This is a genomic window from Oceanobacillus sp. CF4.6, assembly GCF_051262635.1.
In the GTDB taxonomy this organism is placed as follows: Bacteria; Bacillota; Bacilli; order Bacillales; family Amphibacillaceae; genus Oceanobacillus.
Map to the genome: position 1 here is coordinate 532,691 of NZ_JBIMEX010000001.1, position 16,806 is coordinate 549,496.

17 protein-coding genes, 1 pseudogene and 1 riboswitch are annotated in these 16,806 nt (G+C 38.4%); of the genes and pseudogenes, 6 read left to right on the top strand and 12 right to left on the bottom strand.

Annotation, left to right across the window (positions count from 1 at the left end):
* Window positions 1-23: 23 nt before the first annotated feature.
* Window positions 24-1,076, bottom strand: a complete 1,053-nt coding sequence (locus ACHABU_RS02840; RefSeq protein ID WP_435762029.1) for a glucose-1-phosphate thymidylyltransferase — start codon at window positions 1,074-1,076, stop codon at window positions 24-26.
* Window positions 1,077-1,103: 27 nt separating this feature from the next.
* On the bottom strand, window positions 1,104-2,396 hold the full coding sequence (locus ACHABU_RS02845; protein ID WP_435762031.1) for a UDP-glucose dehydrogenase family protein: 1,293 nt from the start codon (window positions 2,394-2,396) through the stop codon (window positions 1,104-1,106).
* Window positions 2,397-2,605: 209 nt separating this feature from the next.
* Here ACHABU_RS02845 and ACHABU_RS02850 point away from each other — a divergent pair, with 209 nt between their 5' ends.
* Window positions 2,606-3,709: a CotS family spore coat protein gene (locus ACHABU_RS02850; protein WP_435762033.1), complete on the top strand. Its 1,104-nt coding sequence runs from the start codon at window positions 2,606-2,608 to the stop codon at window positions 3,707-3,709.
* Entirely contained in the window at window positions 3,706-5,175 is a 1,470-nt protein-coding gene (locus ACHABU_RS02855) for a glycosyltransferase family 4 protein (protein ID WP_435762035.1), read from the top strand. The genes ACHABU_RS02850 and ACHABU_RS02855 overlap by 4 nt, the downstream gene beginning before the upstream one ends.
* A gap of 154 nt (window positions 5,176-5,329) precedes the next feature.
* On the opposite strand, the gene speB is transcribed toward ACHABU_RS02855, so the two are convergent.
* The 7 genes from speB to ACHABU_RS02890 form a co-directional block, all read right to left on the bottom strand.
* On the bottom strand, window positions 5,330-6,190 hold the full coding sequence (gene speB / locus ACHABU_RS02860) for an agmatinase (protein ID WP_435762037.1): 861 nt from the start codon (window positions 6,188-6,190) through the stop codon (window positions 5,330-5,332).
* Window positions 6,187-7,035, bottom strand: a complete 849-nt coding sequence (speE, locus tag ACHABU_RS02865) for a polyamine aminopropyltransferase (protein WP_435762039.1) — start codon at window positions 7,033-7,035, stop codon at window positions 6,187-6,189. The genes speB and speE overlap by 4 nt, the downstream gene beginning before the upstream one ends.
* Window positions 7,035-7,463, bottom strand: coding sequence for an adenosylmethionine decarboxylase (speD, locus tag ACHABU_RS02870; RefSeq protein ID WP_435762354.1), 429 nt, complete (start codon window positions 7,461-7,463; stop codon window positions 7,035-7,037). The genes speE and speD overlap by 1 nt, the downstream gene beginning before the upstream one ends.
* 13 nt (window positions 7,464-7,476) lie before the next feature.
* Window positions 7,477-8,976 carry an aminotransferase class I/II-fold pyridoxal phosphate-dependent enzyme gene (locus tag ACHABU_RS02875; protein ID WP_435762041.1) on the bottom strand — a complete coding sequence of 500 codons (1,500 nt, stop codon included), beginning with the start codon at window positions 8,974-8,976 and terminating at the stop codon, window positions 7,477-7,479.
* A complete protein-coding gene (locus tag ACHABU_RS02880) occupies window positions 8,973-9,128 on the bottom strand; it encodes a hypothetical protein (RefSeq protein WP_435762043.1) in 156 nt (51 codons plus the stop codon). The genes ACHABU_RS02875 and ACHABU_RS02880 overlap by 4 nt, the downstream gene beginning before the upstream one ends.
* Window positions 9,122-9,379 carry an S-adenosylmethionine synthetase N-terminal domain-containing protein gene (locus ACHABU_RS02885; protein WP_435762045.1) on the bottom strand — a complete coding sequence of 86 codons (258 nt, stop codon included), beginning with the start codon at window positions 9,377-9,379 and terminating at the stop codon, window positions 9,122-9,124. Before ACHABU_RS02885 ends, ACHABU_RS02880 begins: the two co-directional genes overlap by 7 nt.
* A 93-nt stretch (window positions 9,380-9,472) precedes the next feature.
* Window positions 9,473-9,594: riboswitch (SAM riboswitch) on the bottom strand.
* 160 nt (window positions 9,595-9,754) lie between these two features.
* Window positions 9,755-11,209: a potassium/proton antiporter gene (locus ACHABU_RS02890; protein WP_435762047.1), complete on the bottom strand. Its 1,455-nt coding sequence runs from the start codon at window positions 11,207-11,209 to the stop codon at window positions 9,755-9,757.
* 186 nt (window positions 11,210-11,395) lie between these two features.
* On the opposite strand from ACHABU_RS02890, the pseudogene ACHABU_RS02895 reads away from it, so the two are divergent.
* A pseudogene (locus ACHABU_RS02895) lies at window positions 11,396-11,506 on the top strand (multicopper oxidase domain-containing protein); the annotation flags it as partial.
* 52 nt (window positions 11,507-11,558) lie between these two features.
* Here ACHABU_RS02895 and ACHABU_RS02900 read toward each other — a convergent pair.
* Together ACHABU_RS02900 and trhA are read right to left on the bottom strand one after the other, a co-directional pair.
* Window positions 11,559-12,236, bottom strand: a complete 678-nt coding sequence (locus tag ACHABU_RS02900) for a serine/threonine protein kinase (protein ID WP_435762049.1) — start codon at window positions 12,234-12,236, stop codon at window positions 11,559-11,561.
* Between the two features lie 142 nt (window positions 12,237-12,378).
* Entirely contained in the window at window positions 12,379-13,020 is a 642-nt protein-coding gene (gene trhA, locus ACHABU_RS02905; RefSeq protein ID WP_435762051.1) for a PAQR family membrane homeostasis protein TrhA, read from the bottom strand.
* 266 nt (window positions 13,021-13,286) lie between these two features.
* Between trhA and ACHABU_RS02910 the strand changes: the two genes are divergently transcribed.
* Complete coding sequence (locus tag ACHABU_RS02910) at window positions 13,287-13,760, top strand: DinB family protein (protein ID WP_435762053.1); 474 nt, start codon at window positions 13,287-13,289, stop codon at window positions 13,758-13,760.
* A gap of 70 nt (window positions 13,761-13,830) precedes the next feature.
* Here ACHABU_RS02910 and ACHABU_RS02915 read toward each other — a convergent pair whose 3' ends face one another.
* Window positions 13,831-14,742, bottom strand: coding sequence for an AEC family transporter (locus ACHABU_RS02915; protein WP_435762055.1), 912 nt, complete (start codon window positions 14,740-14,742; stop codon window positions 13,831-13,833).
* Between the two features lie 336 nt (window positions 14,743-15,078).
* On the opposite strand from ACHABU_RS02915, the gene ACHABU_RS02920 reads away from it, so the two are divergent.
* Window positions 15,079-15,582: an Lrp/AsnC family transcriptional regulator gene (locus ACHABU_RS02920; RefSeq protein ID WP_435762056.1), complete on the top strand. Its 504-nt coding sequence runs from the start codon at window positions 15,079-15,081 to the stop codon at window positions 15,580-15,582.
* A complete protein-coding gene (locus tag ACHABU_RS02925) occupies window positions 15,579-16,784 on the top strand; it encodes an aminotransferase (protein WP_435762058.1) in 1,206 nt (401 codons plus the stop codon). The genes ACHABU_RS02920 and ACHABU_RS02925 overlap by 4 nt, the downstream gene beginning before the upstream one ends.
* Window positions 16,785-16,806: the final 22 nt, after the last annotated feature.

The window sequence follows — 16,806 nt, forward strand, 5'->3', positions numbered from 1 at the left end:
CTTAAATTTTTTGGGGCTCTTTTCTATTCCTCTTTCTTCTTCTTAGAATTTGAAAAGTGTAAGGTTGATTCATCACCGAAGACCCCATAAATTGTATTTTTTTTAATTTTTTTTCCGATCAGTTTTGCTCTCTCTCCAAATACACTATCCGTAATTTCATATGGTACATTTTTCAAGCAAGAACCTTGTAGAACGATACTGTTTTTTAGAGTGCATTTTTTTATTGTCACACCTGATTCAATAGATACATATGGGCCAATTATAGAATTGCTAATTTTACAATTTTCTCCAATGATTACAGGTGGAATGATAATCGAATTTCGAGTAATTTCTTCTTCAAAATCATCATACGACTGTGTGGGACTTTTCTTGAGCATCCATTGGTTGGCCTCAAGCCAACGTTCCAACGTTCCCACATCAAATGTAGGTTTATTCGTGTTTGTATAATTGATTGAATAACCATGATTGATCATCCATTGGATAGCATCAGTGATTTCATATTCGCCTCTTGCTGAAGGGGAAATCGCGTGAATAGCCTTAAAAATATTTCCATTAAATATATAAGCACCAATCACAGCCAAATCAGATTTCGGATTTACAGGCTTTTCTACCAGGGTTTTGATTTTTCCATCCTCAATTTCTGCTATTCCATAATCTTTGGGATGTTCTACTTTCGTTACCAACACCGCACCATGGATATCTGCTTTATGAAATGACTCCATTAATAAATCTAACGGTTCTTCTATCAAGTTATCGCCCAATAATAAAACAAAAGAGTCTGATCCGATAAAATCTTCTGCTTTACCAACTGCATGTGCAATCCCTTTTTGTTCGTACTGATAAATATAATGAAACCGTATATCTTTTTTCGTGCTGGACTGGACATGGTTCTTAAATATCTCCTCATCATTTGGTTGAATGACGATGCCTATTTCCCGTATGCCTATATTGTATAAATGATCTATTCCATAATTAATTACGGGCTGATTTGCAACTGGCAATAAGGGTTTAGGCTTTGTATACGTTAAAGGCCTTAATCTAGTTCCTTTTCCTGCGGTTAGGATTAATCCCTTCATTTTTATCATCCTTTCTGTAGACGGTCATTAGGAATAACCAATTCCTGTATATTGAAACTGCAATGCTTTTATTTGATTAGCCTCGAGCATATTCCTACCATCAAAAATAGAAGGCTCATTTACTAGATGACGTACTCTCTCCCAATCTAGTTCTTGATATTGCGGCCAATCCGTACAAATAAGAATTGCATCGGACCCTTCTACAGCATCATAAGGATCGCTATACTGTTTTATCCCTTTCGTTATCCAATCTTTTGATAGATGAACAACCGGATCATGTACAGCAACACTTGCCTTTTCTTTCAGCAATTGGTCTATAATCGGAAAGGATACCGATTCACGTGTATCATCTGTATGGGGCTTGAAAGCCAATCCAAATAAAACTATTCTTTTACCTTCTAACGTATCAAAACTCTTTTTCAGTTTTTCAAAGAAATAGGTGCATTGATTTTTGTTAATCTTTTCCACTTCTTTTAATAGACCAAGTGGACGTTGATAGGCTTCAGCTGTGCCTAAGAGTTCCTTGACATCTTTTGGAAAACAGGAACCACCATAGCCGAGTCCAGCCTCTAAGAAGTGCGGACCGATGCGTTCATCCAATCCCATCCCTTTTGATACATCTTTAATATTAACTCCGAGTGTATCGCAAAGTTTTGCCATTTCGTTTATAAAAGATATTTTTGTTGCCAAGAAAGCATTGGAAGCATATTTTATCGTTTCTGCAGCCATTGCAGTCGTTTGTAAAATCGGACACTTCCAGCTTTGATAAAGTTTATGCATTGTTTCCAGTGCCTCTTCATCATCACTCCCTATTATGATACGGTCTGGATATAGAGCATCTTGCAACGCATTGCCTTCTCTTAAAAACTCCGGATTCATTGCTATATGCACGGGGTTTGGATCTGTACTTTCCTCGTTAATCCATTCCTTCACTTTATTTGTCGTCCCAATTGGTACAGTGCTTTTTACCACAATCGTTTTCTCCATGTTCTTATAACGCCCAATCATTTGAGCAACCTTTTTTACATAAGTTAAATCAGCATTACCATCTTCAAGGGAAGGTGTACCTACTGTAATAAAGAGAATGTCATGATTTTCGATCGCTTCTTTTGCATCTGTTGTAAAGCTTAACCGTTCATGACCAATTTGACTTACTAGCATCTCTTGTAAGCCCGGCTCGTAAAAATAGAGTTCTCCTTTCGTTAACGAGGCTATCTTTTCCTGATTAATGTCTAGGCCTGAAACCTCATGGCCTGCATTTGCGAATACCGCTCCCATTGTCGTACCAACGTAACCCATTCCTATGAATAAAATTTTCATAATATATCTCCCCACTTATTAACAAGTCGTACGATTAATATATTGCTATTTCCAAAATCAGTAACGGCGAATAAGTAGAAAAGCATAAATAAGGCGTACGGTTACTTGATGCACTCTCTTAATGAATTGTCTATTTTCTCTATTTGTAAGTAATCAATCCATACTTTCTACTTTTGCCTGAATACAATACATACTACGGAGGTGAAATAATGGCAGATCAATTAATAAAACCATGGGCAGAAGAGAATGCTTCTGACTCTCTTTATGTTCCAGCGTATATCGAGGATATGGCACAAGAAGTATTGAAGTTTTACGAGTTTAGTGTTCATCATATGGCGGTTATGGCAACGAAGGATAAACAAGGCGGTGCCATTTGGAAAATTGACACCGATCAAGGTCCTTTTAGTTTAAAGTTATTACACCGCAGACCGGCTCACAGCAAATTTAGCCTGGGTGCTCAAGAATATTTAGTAAATGAAAAAAAGGCAAACGTGCCAGCAATTATTAAAACAAAGGAAGGAGAAAACGATGTTGAAATGGGAGGAAAACTTTGGTTTGTAGCAAGGTGGATCGAATCTTTAGAAAAAATTCCTCAGGATTTAGAAGGCACTAAAAAGCTTTGCTATACATTGGGGGAATTTCATAAGCTGTCGAAAGGATACGTTCCTCCAGCAGATGCGGAAGATATCTCCCGACTTCATCGGTGGCCAAGAGCCTATGAGCGCATTGAAAAGAAATTAGACTGGTTTCGGAATATTGCAAGCGTATACAGTGATATGCCAGCAAGCTCCACCATTTTATCGGTGATTGATATGTTTGAAAATCAAGCAAGCCAAGCACGCACTTGCCTCGAGAGTTCACCCTATAAAGAAATCGTTTCTAGAGGAACACAAGACACAGGTCTTGTTCACCAAGACTATGGATGGGGGAATGCCCAATTTGCTGATGATAGAATGTGGATTATTGACTTGGATGGTGTGTCATTCGACATCACGATTCGTGATTTAAGAAAGTTGATTATCGATCGAATGTATTATCTTGAAAAATGGGATATAAATTGGATAAGAGAAATGATTCAAGCTTACGAGCAAGCTAATCCAATTACGGATGAATCATATGAGATGTTACTACTCGATTTATCATTGCCAAATTTGTTTTATAAGAATATAAAAGATATCGTCTACTCTCCCACCATATTTATGACGGAGAAATTAGATCAAGAATTACAGTTAATCATTGAACTCGACAAGCAAAAATGGCCTGTGCTGGAGGAATTAGCAAGAGATCGGAAAGGAGGTAAAACAACACCATGAAAATTTTAATTATTTGTACGGAGAAATTGCCCGTTCCAGCCATTCGTGGTGGAGCCATTCAAACGTATATCGACGGAGCACTCCCTGCTTTAAAGGAAAAACATCAAATAGCAGTCTTGGGAAGGAGTGACGAATCACTTCCTCATGATGAAGTCCAAGATGATATCCGCTACATTCGGGTCGATGGTGGTCTATTGGAAATTTACCGGGAAAATGTCATCCAATTCTTCCAAGTATCTCAGGAAGATTATGACTTGATTCATATTTTCAACCGACCACGTTTAGTAAATGCGGTTCGCGCAATGGCACCTAAGTCTAGAATTGTTTTAAGCATGCATAATGACATGTTTAAACCTGAGAAAATTAATGCAACGGAAGGAGCCTATGCTGTAAAGAACGTCGATAAAATAATTACAATCAGTAATTATATAGGCAAAACGATTAAAAATTTCTATCCTGCAGCCGCTCCTAAACTGCAAACCATCTATTCTGGAGTCGATTTGGATCGTTTCGTACCCTCCTATTCGCAAAAAGCACAAAAAATCAGAACGAAAATGCGTGAAGCACATAACCTTTCTTCAAAAAAGGTTATCTTATACGCCGGTAGACTTTCCCCTAATAAAGGAATCGATGTTCTGATTCGAGCGATTCCTCAATTGGCACAAAAACATGAAGATATTGCTCTGGTAATTATGGGAAGTAAATGGTTCAGCAATAACTCCGTAACCGATTATATTGCCTATGTTCGAGCACTCGCTGAACGACTTCCCATCCCTGTCATTCAAACTGGATTTGTTTCACCGGATAAAATCCATGAATGGTTCGTTGCCTCAGACATTTTTGTTTGTACTTCCCAATGGCAAGAACCACTTGCTCGAGTCCACTATGAAGCCATGGCAGCAGCATTACCGATCATTACTACAGACCGTGGTGGGAATAAAGAAGTCATTGAACCTTATAAGAATGGCATATTGGTAGAAAATCCAAAAGACCCAGGAGAATTTGTTGAACATTTATCTTACCTTCTCTCCAATCCGGAAAAAGGGGAAGAAATGGGCAAATACGGACGCACCCTAGCTGAAAAACACTATAATTGGAAGCGTGTCGTAAATGATATTTCTTCTGTTTGGGATGAAGTAGAGAACATGGAAGGTCACGATTATGACATTCTAGATGTCAATTATTTTAATGAAATGAGCGTGGATCACACAACTAAAACATCTCTTGCGAATCTAGATATTGAAAATGATGAAAGTACCATTCTCAATACTAATTCCAAATCAACGCAAATAAAAGGTCTAGTTATTCTTCACGTACTTCTGCAAAATCAACTCGAGCAAGAGACGAACCATACGTTGATAAGATCCAACAAACTAATTATAAAGACAATAGAAGCAAAACTGCAGCAAGTTAAAAATTACAACAGACATTCAGAAGAAGAAAAACAGGAACAAAGAACGCCATAGGGATAAGGGTACTGTGTCGGCCCCAAGCTAATCGACATCTTTCGTAAAAAATGGGGCTGACCCTAGACTCACGTCCTATTTGGGTAAGTAGAAAAACAAGTCGCAAAAAAAATACACCGAATACACGGTGTATTTTCTTTAAAGACATTAAATTCTATTTTGCTAACGTAAGTAAAAGTTCTCGAATCGTTTTGCAAGCCATCGCTGTTGAAGCACCTGATGAATCGTAGGCCGGTGAAAGTTCTACAACATCAGCTGCTACAATTCGATTCAACGCTTGCATTTGCTGAATTGCCTCCAGCAGTTCTCGATATGTGATTCCACCGGGTTCAGGAGTTCCTGTCCCAGGAAAAATACCAGGGTCAAGAACATCCAAATCAATGGTTACATATACGGGAACATCTTTTAGTTCACGTATTTTCTCTTTTAGCGTATGAAGGGAAAAACGCTCTAAATACGTATGCTCTTTTGCCCATTCGAATTCTTCCTTCAGTCCGGATCGAATCCCGAATTGAAAAATCCGTCCATCTCCCAGAAATTCATGAATCCGGCGAATAACGGATGCGTGGGAAAGCTTTTCTCCTAAATAATCTTCTCGAAGATCTGTATGTGCATCGATATGAATCAAATGCAACTCCGGATATTTTTCATGTGCCGCCTTAATCGTAGGTAAACTAACCAGATGCTCTCCGCCTACCATGAGAAACTTCTTCCCATCCTGCAAGACTTCCTGGCTGTATTCAAGAATCCGATTGATTACTCGACCTGTATTTCCAAAAGGCAATTCCAAATCCCCACCATCGAAAATAGATGTATCTTCCAGGTCTTTATCTAAATACGGGGAATAGGTTTCCAGTCCGTAAGAATCCGGTCTGATACTCTGCATGGCAAAACGAGTCCCTGGACGGAAACTTGTTGTACCGTCAAATGGCACACCAAATAAAACAATTTCCGCTTCTCTGTATGAATTTTCACAACCAATGAAGGTACTTACATTTAATGATTTATTCCTCACCTATTGAGAGCCTCCTTCACGTAATTCGGCAAACCGAACGCCCCAATGTGGAGATTGGTATTATAATATTTCGTTTCAAGTCCGAATTGTTCCCAGGCTTCTACATTTAGATTTTTAAGTGGATCTAGACGCTTTGATGCAAAACCAAATAGCCAATGGCCTGATGGATAGGTTGGCATATGGTATTGATATACATGCGTAATCGGGAAAATATCTTTAATCTTCGTATGTGCTTTTTTCATATTGGCAGCATATTCAGCAAAGTATGGAGATTCGTGCTGGTTAATCAAGATACCATCCGCATTTAATACGCGATAACATTCCTTATAAAATGCCGTCGTAAACAGTCCTTCACCTATAGAGACTGGATCTGTGGAATCGACCAGAATCAGATCTAACGATTGATCCGGCACATTTCGTACATATTCCAAGCCATCTTCAAAGCGCAACTGCATGCGGCTATCTTCTTCAACACCACGGGCAGTCACCGGCAAATATTGTTGACATAATCGAAAAACCCGTTCATCAATTTCTGCCATGACCACTTCTTCTACGTTTGGATATCGCAACACTTCACGTGCGGTTCCACCATCTCCCCCACCAATAATCAAAACCTTTTTGATGTTTGGATTTGTTGCAAATGCAGGGTGTACGATCATGTCATGATAAATAAATTCATCTTTTTCATTTACCATCATCAATCCATCCAACGTGAAAAAGGTGCCAAATTCTTTTCCTTGATAGAAATTAATTTGTTGAAAGGATGATTGTTCACTGTATAATTCCTTATCATAGGCAATGGAGAATTTACAATCGTTACTCCATTGTTCGGTATACCAATCCATTACTTTACACCCTCTAATTCTTCTTCTTTTGGCTTCGCTCTTACTTCTTCAATTTCCTGTTCCGCAAATTGGCGAATTTTATCAACCATACCACGAGGTACTTCAGATGATTCTGTTTTTTTGGCTTGTAGTTTTTCAGATAAGTAGTCAGCTGCTTTCCAAGGATTTACGGAATCGCCGCAAGTATAAACATCTACAGAAGCAAAACCATATTCCGGCCATGTATGAATGGTCAAATGCGATTCTGCAATAATGACGGCACCGGAAACTCCATATGGATTAAAATGATGGAAAACCGATTCAACAATTGTCGCACCAGAATAATCTGCCGCTCCACGCATATGCTTTTCAATTAATGCATTATCTTCAATCACTTTGCTTGGACAACCGTAAAACTCAATTAAAACATGTCTCCCTAATGCCTTTATTTCTAATCCCATTTTACGCATTCTCCTTTATAACTGTTATATGGTTCGTTTCTTTAGCTTCCGTTAACACATTTCCAAATGTCTGACGATAATAATGATATTGCTTGAGAATGTCCCTGGATATCCGTTCCCCTGGAATCACAAGCGGTATCCCCGGTGGATAGATCATTAATGTGTCTGCACATATTCTACCAACAGCATCATCAATGGGAACCGACTCCTGTGCAGCATAGAATGCATCCCTTGGGCTTATAACGAGTTCATTAACCTGATCTGCTGTAACATGTGGCAGCATAATCATGGATCGGTGACCAAGGTTTTTTTCAATATCCTTTAAAGCCAAAACAAGTTTTTCAATCGATTCCCTCGTATCCGATCCAGTAACTACGGCCATGATAACATAGCCTTCAGCGAGTTCCATTTGTATTCCATATTTTTCTTTTAAAAGACGATAGACTTCGAATCCCGTTAAACCTATACCATTCACACGGATAACTAATTTCGTCCAGTCATAAAATTGATCATAATGGGCTTTTACATATGGAGCTTTCAATATTTCATAGCTTGACGTCGACTCAATTTCATTTATCGCTTCTTCTATAATTGGTTTTAACTGACTGTAACGCGCATTTCCATAGAGCGAGAGTTCCCTCCTTGCTACATCCAGCGAACTCATAAGCAAGTAATTTGCACTCGTTGTCTGCAGCATATCCAGTGCTTTTTGAATCTGTTGAGAGGCGATTCTATTATTGTTAAGGAGAAGGATTGAACTTTGTGTTAAGGAGCCACCAGTCTTATGCATGCTTACCGTTACAACATCTGCCCCAGCAGAGATAGGATCGATCATCTCCTCCGACATAAAGCCAAGATGGGCACCGTGCGCACTATCGACAATGACCGTCATATCCCGGTCATGGGCAATCGTGCAAATTGTTGCCAAATCGCTCATCGATCCGAAATAAGTCGGGTAGGTAACCAGTAACGTCCCTGCTTCTGGATGCTCTTCGATGGCTTTTCTTACATTGGAAATCGAAATACCGTGGGAAATTCCAAAGTGGTAATCAACTTCCGGCTGAATAAATACTGGTTTCACTCCACTTAAAATAATCCCATCCATGACGGATTTATGGCAATTTCGGGGTACGAGTAATGTATCTCCCGGCTTACAGGCTGCCATAATCATGGCATGAATGCCAATCGTTGTTCCATTCACGAGAAAGTATGCATGATCGGCGCCGAACGCATCGGCAGCCAATTCTTGTGCTTCTTTAATGACAGATTGGGGATGACTTAATAAATCAAGCTCTTTCATGGAATTAACATCCATCCGCATCGTCGTTTCCCCAAGTGCCATCTTTAACGGATTCATTTGCGCACCCATTTTATGACCTGGTACATCAAATGGGGTTACTTCTTGCTTTGCATAGTGCACTAAAGCTTCAAACAAGGGCATCTTATCCTGATCAACCAATGAAATACTTTTCGTTACACGCTCTTGCAAGTCGTTCATCATGATTGTCCAACTCCTGCAAAATCATAGATTGATAATGCTTGTTTTAGCTCTTCTACTTTATCTATTCTTTCCCACGAGACGTGGTGATTGCTTCTGCCAAAGTGTCCATATACGGCTAATTGTTTATCTTGCAGCTTACGTAAGTTCAACATGTTGATGATACCGTGTACCCTATTTCAATGAATGTATCTCTTGCAATTTTTTCGATATCTATGAAGGCTATAGTGGTAATTTCCCCACCTATAATAACCGTATTTGTCGTGTCAAACACTTCACAGGCTACCCTAGAAAAGGAATCCTGCTCAAGCGCTGCGTCCAGTACTACAGCCGAAATCTGATCTGCGTTTTTATCGGGATGTCTTTCAGATACAGACTCTAAGTTAAATAAAATTTTCTCTGCCAACATTAACCCTCCTAACAAAAAAAATAATTTTAGGCATACAAAAAAGCTCTCCTACAACCTAAGGAAAGCTTCGATTAATATCAGCTGCTTATCCTCTTATTGTTCACAAAATGCAAAATTTTGTGCTCAGGTTGGGCCCCATGATCTGATTGTTTAAAACAGATTGGTTTGCCACCGTATCTTTGACCCCTCGTCTCAACGGCTATTAATAAGATAGACTTTATTCGTGCTGAGAATAATACTAATCGATAATAAATATCATGTCAATTGATTTTTTTGTATGGAATTCCTAGATTCTAACTGTTGCTGAAACCAATTTTCCCACATGACAACGATGTCCTATAATCAGAAGCGATTATAGGACATAACGATCAATTAAACTTCCTGGTGTTTTTGCTTTCCCAATAATGCTATTTTTGCTTTTTTCCTGTTTTCTTTATCACTCAAGACGAACAGCGTGTCCCCTTTTTCAATGATCGACGTACCTGTTGGCGTCAATAATTTTTTATTCCGAGTAATCCCAATGATTAATGTCGCATCGGGTAATTCCAAATCGATTAATGACGTACCAATTGCCGGGGAACGTTTTGGTATGGTTACCTTCATAATTTCCGAGTCCGTATTCCCCAAATTGATTAATTCAATGCTTGCATTTCCATCCTCTTCTTCTTCCGTTAAACCTAGCTTTTCAGCAAGCCAGGATAAAGTGCTTCCTTGAACTAAGGCAGAAATTAATACAACGAAAAATACGGTGTTAAATATCAGATTACTATTTTCCAGACCCGATAAAATCGGATAGGTAGCCAACACAATCGGAACGGCACCTTTTAAACCTGCCCATGAAATAAATAATTTTTGTTTTACATCGTATTTCATAAACAGCATACTGACAAAAACAGCAATCGGACGTGCAACAAACATTAAAATAATGGCAATCAGAATCCCTTCCCAAAATACGGCTGTTAGTTGTTCCGGAAAAACAAGCAGTCCAAGCAAGGTAAACATCACAATTTGCATCATCCAGGCAAAACCTTCATTAAACCTTAAAATAGAAAATCGGTGTGTTAAATCGCTGTTACCAACAAATACGGCCATGACATAAACTGCGAGTAAACCGCTACCTCCAAGGAAATCGGTTAATGCATACGTAAAAACAGCAGATCCCATTGCAAGTACAGGGTATAAGCCGGAAATATCCAGTTTTATATTATTTATAACAACAACAGTGATTTTACCAAGCAGTAGTCCTAACCCAAGGCCAAGACCCATTTGCAAGAAAAAGCCTCCGACTGCAGACCAGATCGACATGTCGGGGATTTGAATCATTTCAATTAACATAACGGTAAGAAATACAGCCATCGGATCATTCGAACCAGACTCCGCCTCCAATGTAGATGTCAGTCGCTTATTAAAGTTTTTATTTCCTAATACCGAAAATACGGCTGCTGCGTCCGTTGATCCAACAATCGCACCTAAAAGAAGTCCCTCCAATAATGAAAAATCCAAAATATACATAGCTGCTACACCAGTTACAATCGTCGTAATGAAGACTCCCAGTGTTGCCAGAGAAGTAGCAGGAACAAGGATTGGCCGCATTCTTCCCCATTTTGTTTGGGTACCACCATCGAATAGAATAATGATTAATGCCAATATACCAATAAATTGGGTTAGCCGAACTTCCTCAAAATATATAAATCTGTTAAGTATCATACCAACAATTAGGAAAAGAATAAGTGAAGGCACTCCTAATCGAGAAGAGAATTTCGTCGTTAATACACCAATGATTAGCATGGCTGAGAGTAAGAATAATAATCCCCCTATGATTTCCATCCAGAACAATCCTTCCATCACATAAACTTATAGCTATCTATCTATTGTAAAAAGGTGAAAAGTGAATCTACTATTTAAATAAATTTTCGAATTTATTCGTTTAACCTGAAACCTTTAAATGATTCTCTATTAAATTTTAACACAAATATCTAGTTTTAACCCTTTTCACTGCCTAGTCTTTACTATAGAATAATTCGTTATTTCTCACCCGGTGACTACGTGTGGCATTGCCATACTCTTGAACATGAAGATTATGATATGATGCGCCCGTTTACCGTTACAGACCCGAAAAAATAACAAAACTGCTGAATTTACAAATTGTAAGTTCAGCAGTTTTGTTATAGCTACATTACTTTTTAAACGTTGTGTGCTTGATAACAAATTGCATAAATTCCTCATACGTCGAAAAATATTTTTGCTGCTGATTATACCATTTACGAATCGTTTCCAATAACCAAAATGGAACCGGTTTGCTATCCATTCGATGATAGTGATCTTCGTATGCCTTTTTTAAATGTTCAAATCGAAAATCATTCCCTGGTTGAATGTATTCAGAAACGTCAATAATCTTTGCTCTCCCGTTTTGCATTAATATATTTTTTAAATGGATATCACGTGGGTTTAGCCCCTGCTCACGTATATATTGTCGTGCATCCTCCACGTCCAGAATTACGCTTTCTGGAATGTGTATTCCTTGTAACAGACAATCAAAAAGTGTCGGTCCTTCTTCAAAACTCAACACAAGATAGTTTTCCGTTGAAGCAAAGCACGTTGAAAAGAATGGTGACTCTCCTAAAGTGTGATAAACTTCTTCTTCAATATTAATTTTAGAAACTTTATCTTCTGCATAGATTTTAAATGCGTAGGACGGAACATAAAGACATTGAAAAACGGCTGCGTCAGTTCCAACGCCTATACATTTTAACCCGTCTGAATCTCCATGTATGGTTACAGGTTGATTGTTTGGATTAGAAGTAATTCTGATTTTGGATAGATATGGAGATGCTGTTTCCCAGTTGTTTTCCATCGTGTTTCCCCTTTTTTAAAATGTATGATGTATTTTATGTATATTTAATTTAATCGTTTCTATACAATTTCTGAAAGAATAAAAGAATACTGCTATGTGCATCATGCAGGTGCACATAGCAGTATTCCTGAATTTCTTCGTACTATGGTAATAAATACAGCAATACACAGAAATAGTGTGTGGTTGTTCCTGCTAGTACAAAGATATGCCAAACCAAATGGTGGTATTTAAACCCCCGCCAAACATAAAAGACAGCGCCGACAGTGTAGCAAAGTCCACCAATGACGAGTAAAACGACGCCATTCGGATGTAAATTTTCAACAATTTGACTCCACCCGAGGGTGATGATCCAACCCATGACGACGTACAGAATAGTTGAGGTAAACAAATATTTTTTTACGAAAAATGCTTTAAAGACAATTCCTCCAATTGCAAGTCCCCAGATTACTCCAAACATTGTCCAGCCAACGGGACCTTGGATGACAATAAACGTAAATGGCGTGTACGTTCCAGCAATAAACAGATAGATCGAGGAATGGTCAAAAATTTCAAATAAATCCTTGGCCTTACCGTGGTTCAATGCATGAACCATTGTCGATGATATATACAAGATAAACATTGTCGCCCCAAAGATTGTAAAGCTGACAATATGCCAAGCTGTACCATGGAGTGACGAAGCAACAATTAATACAACTAACCCAACAAGACTTAAAACCGCTCCAATTCCATGAGTAACTGCATTCGCAATTTCCTCACCCTTGGAGAATACATGTGTTTCTGCCAAACCAATCATCCCTTACGTTGTAATTTTCAACTATAGTACCTTATTATAACAGGAAGTATAAGACGATATGAAATTGAAGTGTCTAATTTATCTAGACCGCTGTTATTACTTGATCACTGTTTTCTCCAACTATCCTAATTCTGCCAACCCTTTTTGTCCATTCCACACGAAAAAAGTTAAGTTAAAAAGAAAATAAACATAAAAGAAGAAGGAAAAAGCTCACTTCTCTAGAATAATAATATATAGAAGGAAAGGAGGAATTTCTTTTGGAACAAACTATTTTTCATCATATGCGTAAAGTTCGAGGAATTACGGAAAAATCAATCAAACGGATACCAGAAGATACTTCTGAGGTTATCCCAAAAGGGTATAACAACAATATAAAATGGAATTTCGGTCATATTGCTTATGTACAGGAAAATCTTGTCTACGGAGTAGTTGGGGAAGAATCCGGTCTGCCAATAGAGTATAAAGAATTATTCAGTCCTGGAACCAAGCCTGCAGATTGGCAGATTGCTCCCCCTTCGCTTTCAGAAATTGCTTCCATTTTGACAGAACAACAATCGAGAGTAGAGGAATTTCTTACAGGCCGTTTGGAGGAAAAACTCACAACTGCCTTCACAAATAGTCGAGGTCTAACCTTCAACACACTCGGAGAAACTTTCCTATTCAGCTTCTACCATGAAGCCATGCACATGGAAACGATTAAAAGCATCTACCGTTTAGCAAAATCAAACTAAAAAAACAGGTGGGACAATGGAAAGTTAAGTTACTCATTGTCCCACCTGTTAATTTAAATCGGAAGCCAAATTAGATGACAAAGTTTGCGATAATCCAGATGAGGATAAAGCTTGTAATAATCGTTATATTGGATACGGTACCGACGAAACGTTTATCATAATTGAACTCGACAGCATATGGCAGTACAGACATGGACGTTGGCAGGATCAGACCAATTAACACGGTGTATTTAAACATATCATCGAACGGCAAGAGGATAAATAATCCAACCCCAACAACGATACCAACGACATATTTTACTGCCATGTATTTAAAAATCAGTTTTATGTATTTCCTATCAAACGTAAAATTCAAATAAATACCAAGCAATAATAGCGATAGTGGCATATTGGCCAATGAAATAATATCTGCAGTTTCAATCATCAGCGTTGGTAGTTTTAAGCCTATTAAATTTAAGATAAGAACGATGATGTAGGTCATCAGTGGAATCGACTTGGTCATCTTAAGGAACATCGTTTTTACATCCAAACGAGCCCCTTCCCCTGCATAATAACTACCAATAAAGTAACATACACCAAATACGATAAAGGAGTTACCTACATCAAACATGCCGAAATGTTGGATACCTTCCCTTCCCCAGATGCCTTCCACTAATGGATAGGCAAAGAGCCCAATATTAAATCCGGGCACCATCATGGAGAGCATACCCAATGCATTCCTTGATTGGTTTCTAAAAATTAAAATTCCTAATACTGCTGAAAACAAACCATAAACAAAGGCGATAAGAATAAGCATAAACAAAGAATACTCGATAGTAATATCATTAAATGTAACGAGGATCAGAGCTGGGAGCGTCAGATTAAAAATAATTCTGGACAAACCTTCCCCATCATCTTCTTTAATAATGTTCGACCGCTTCAGAATATATCCCAATGCAATAATAAAGATAGAATAAAGAAATTGATCATTAAAACCAGACACCACACATTACTCCCAACTACAACTCATCAGATTACTAAATTAATATAACATACAGTGCCTGTCACTTCCCGAAATATGCTGAAGATTGTCGAAAAACGCGCACGGGGCTACTTTAACCACCCTCCTTCTCACATTTAATAGTGATTTCAGGTTTCCTGATAGGAGCATTACTCGTGCTTGATGTTCTTCACTTTTTTAAATTATCGGATCGTGTGTTTACCAATTTGACCATTTGCATAATTTATTGTAGATTATCACTCAAAAGTGTTATAATTTTTAAATTACAGTTGAATAACTAAATTATTGAATTTTGACACTTTTGGAAGGAGGATTCTTATGAAACTAACAAATGAAGAATTGAATATATTAGGCATACTGGAAGAAAATCATAGCCTATCTTCCAAATCCATTGCCATGCAGTTGGCGATGACGGAGGAAAACGTACAAAAGATTGTTAAGAAATTAGAGAATGAAAAGATTATTGTAAGCTATCCAACCCTTATTGACTGGAATAAAATTGAGGGTAAAGAAATGATTGTGGCAATGATTGATGTAAAAGTGACACCGCAACGAAGCGTTGGTTTTAACGAGGTGGCGGAACAGATTTACCGTAATCCGGAAGTTACTTCTCTGTATCTCATGTCTGGTACATATGATTTATCTGTAACTGTCGAAGGAAAAACCATGAAAGAAATTGCATTGTTCGTATCCAAAAAACTGGCTACGATCGAAAACGTGGTCTCTACAACAACTCACTTTATGTTGAAAAAATACAAACATGATGGTGTTATTGTTGAAGGAAATGATGACAAAGACCGTAGAATGGTGATTTCTCCATGAGCCTAAATCATCAAAATTATCTTTCCAAAAAAGCAATGGATTTAGAACCCTCCGGCATTCGAAAATTCTTTGATGTAGCGGCAAGTATGGAAGGTGTTATTTCCTTAGGTGTCGGCGAACCGGATTTTATAACGCCTTGGAATATTCGCGAAGTTGCCATTGAAGCGTTACAGGACGGCTACACGTCATATACAGCCAACGCTGGCTTGCTTGAGCTCCGTCAAGAAATCAGCGCTTATTTGCAACGGAAATTCCACGTAGCGTATCAGGCCGAAAATCAGGTGATCGTAACCGTTGGTGCTAGTCAATCACTGGACTTAGCTTTCCGGGCTATATTGAATCCAGATGATGAAGTACTCATTATTGAACCTGCTTTTGTTTCCTATGCTTCACTCGTTACGATGGCCGGCGGGAAACCGATTCGAATCGCAACAAAGGAAGAAAACGGATTTAAAGTAACACCAGAACAAATCGAAGCATCCATTACCGACAAAACAAAGGCCATTTTACTCTGTTCGCCAAATAATCCCACAGGCACATGCTTAAATAAGGATGAACTCACAGCGATTGCACGCGTTGTTGAAAAACACGATCTCCTTGTTGTTTCGGATGAAATTTATGCAGAGCTTGCCTATGACCAGGAATATACGAGCTTTGCCGCTATTCCTGGAATGTATGAACGAACCATTTTAATCAATGGTTTCTCAAAAGGATTTGCAATGACTGGCTGGCGTTTAGGATTTTTAACGGCACCAAGTGAATTTATCAGTGTAATGATTAAAATTTATCAGTATACAACGATGTGCGCACCATACATGTTGCAGCTCGGTGCGATTGAAGCGTTACGCAATAGCTCAGACCAGGTAGAAAAGATGAAGCAGAATTACTGGAGAAGAAGAAATTTCATCGTCCAATCACTCAATAAGATCGGTTTGGAATGTCATACACCAGGCGGAGCATTTTATGTTTTTCCATCCATTAAGAAAACAGGCCTGACTTCTGAGCAGTTTGCTGAAGGTTTGCTGCATCAGGAGAAAGTAGCAGTCGTGCCAGGAAATGCATTTGGTGCTTCTGGTGAAGGATATATCCGTTGTTCCTACGCTACTTCTATTGACCAGCTTCAGGAAGCAATGAACCGAATCGAGCGATTTATCGTGTCGCTCGAAGTAAAGGAAAGCAATCATTTCAAACAAGCAAAATAAATCAGCTATAAAAATAACAGTC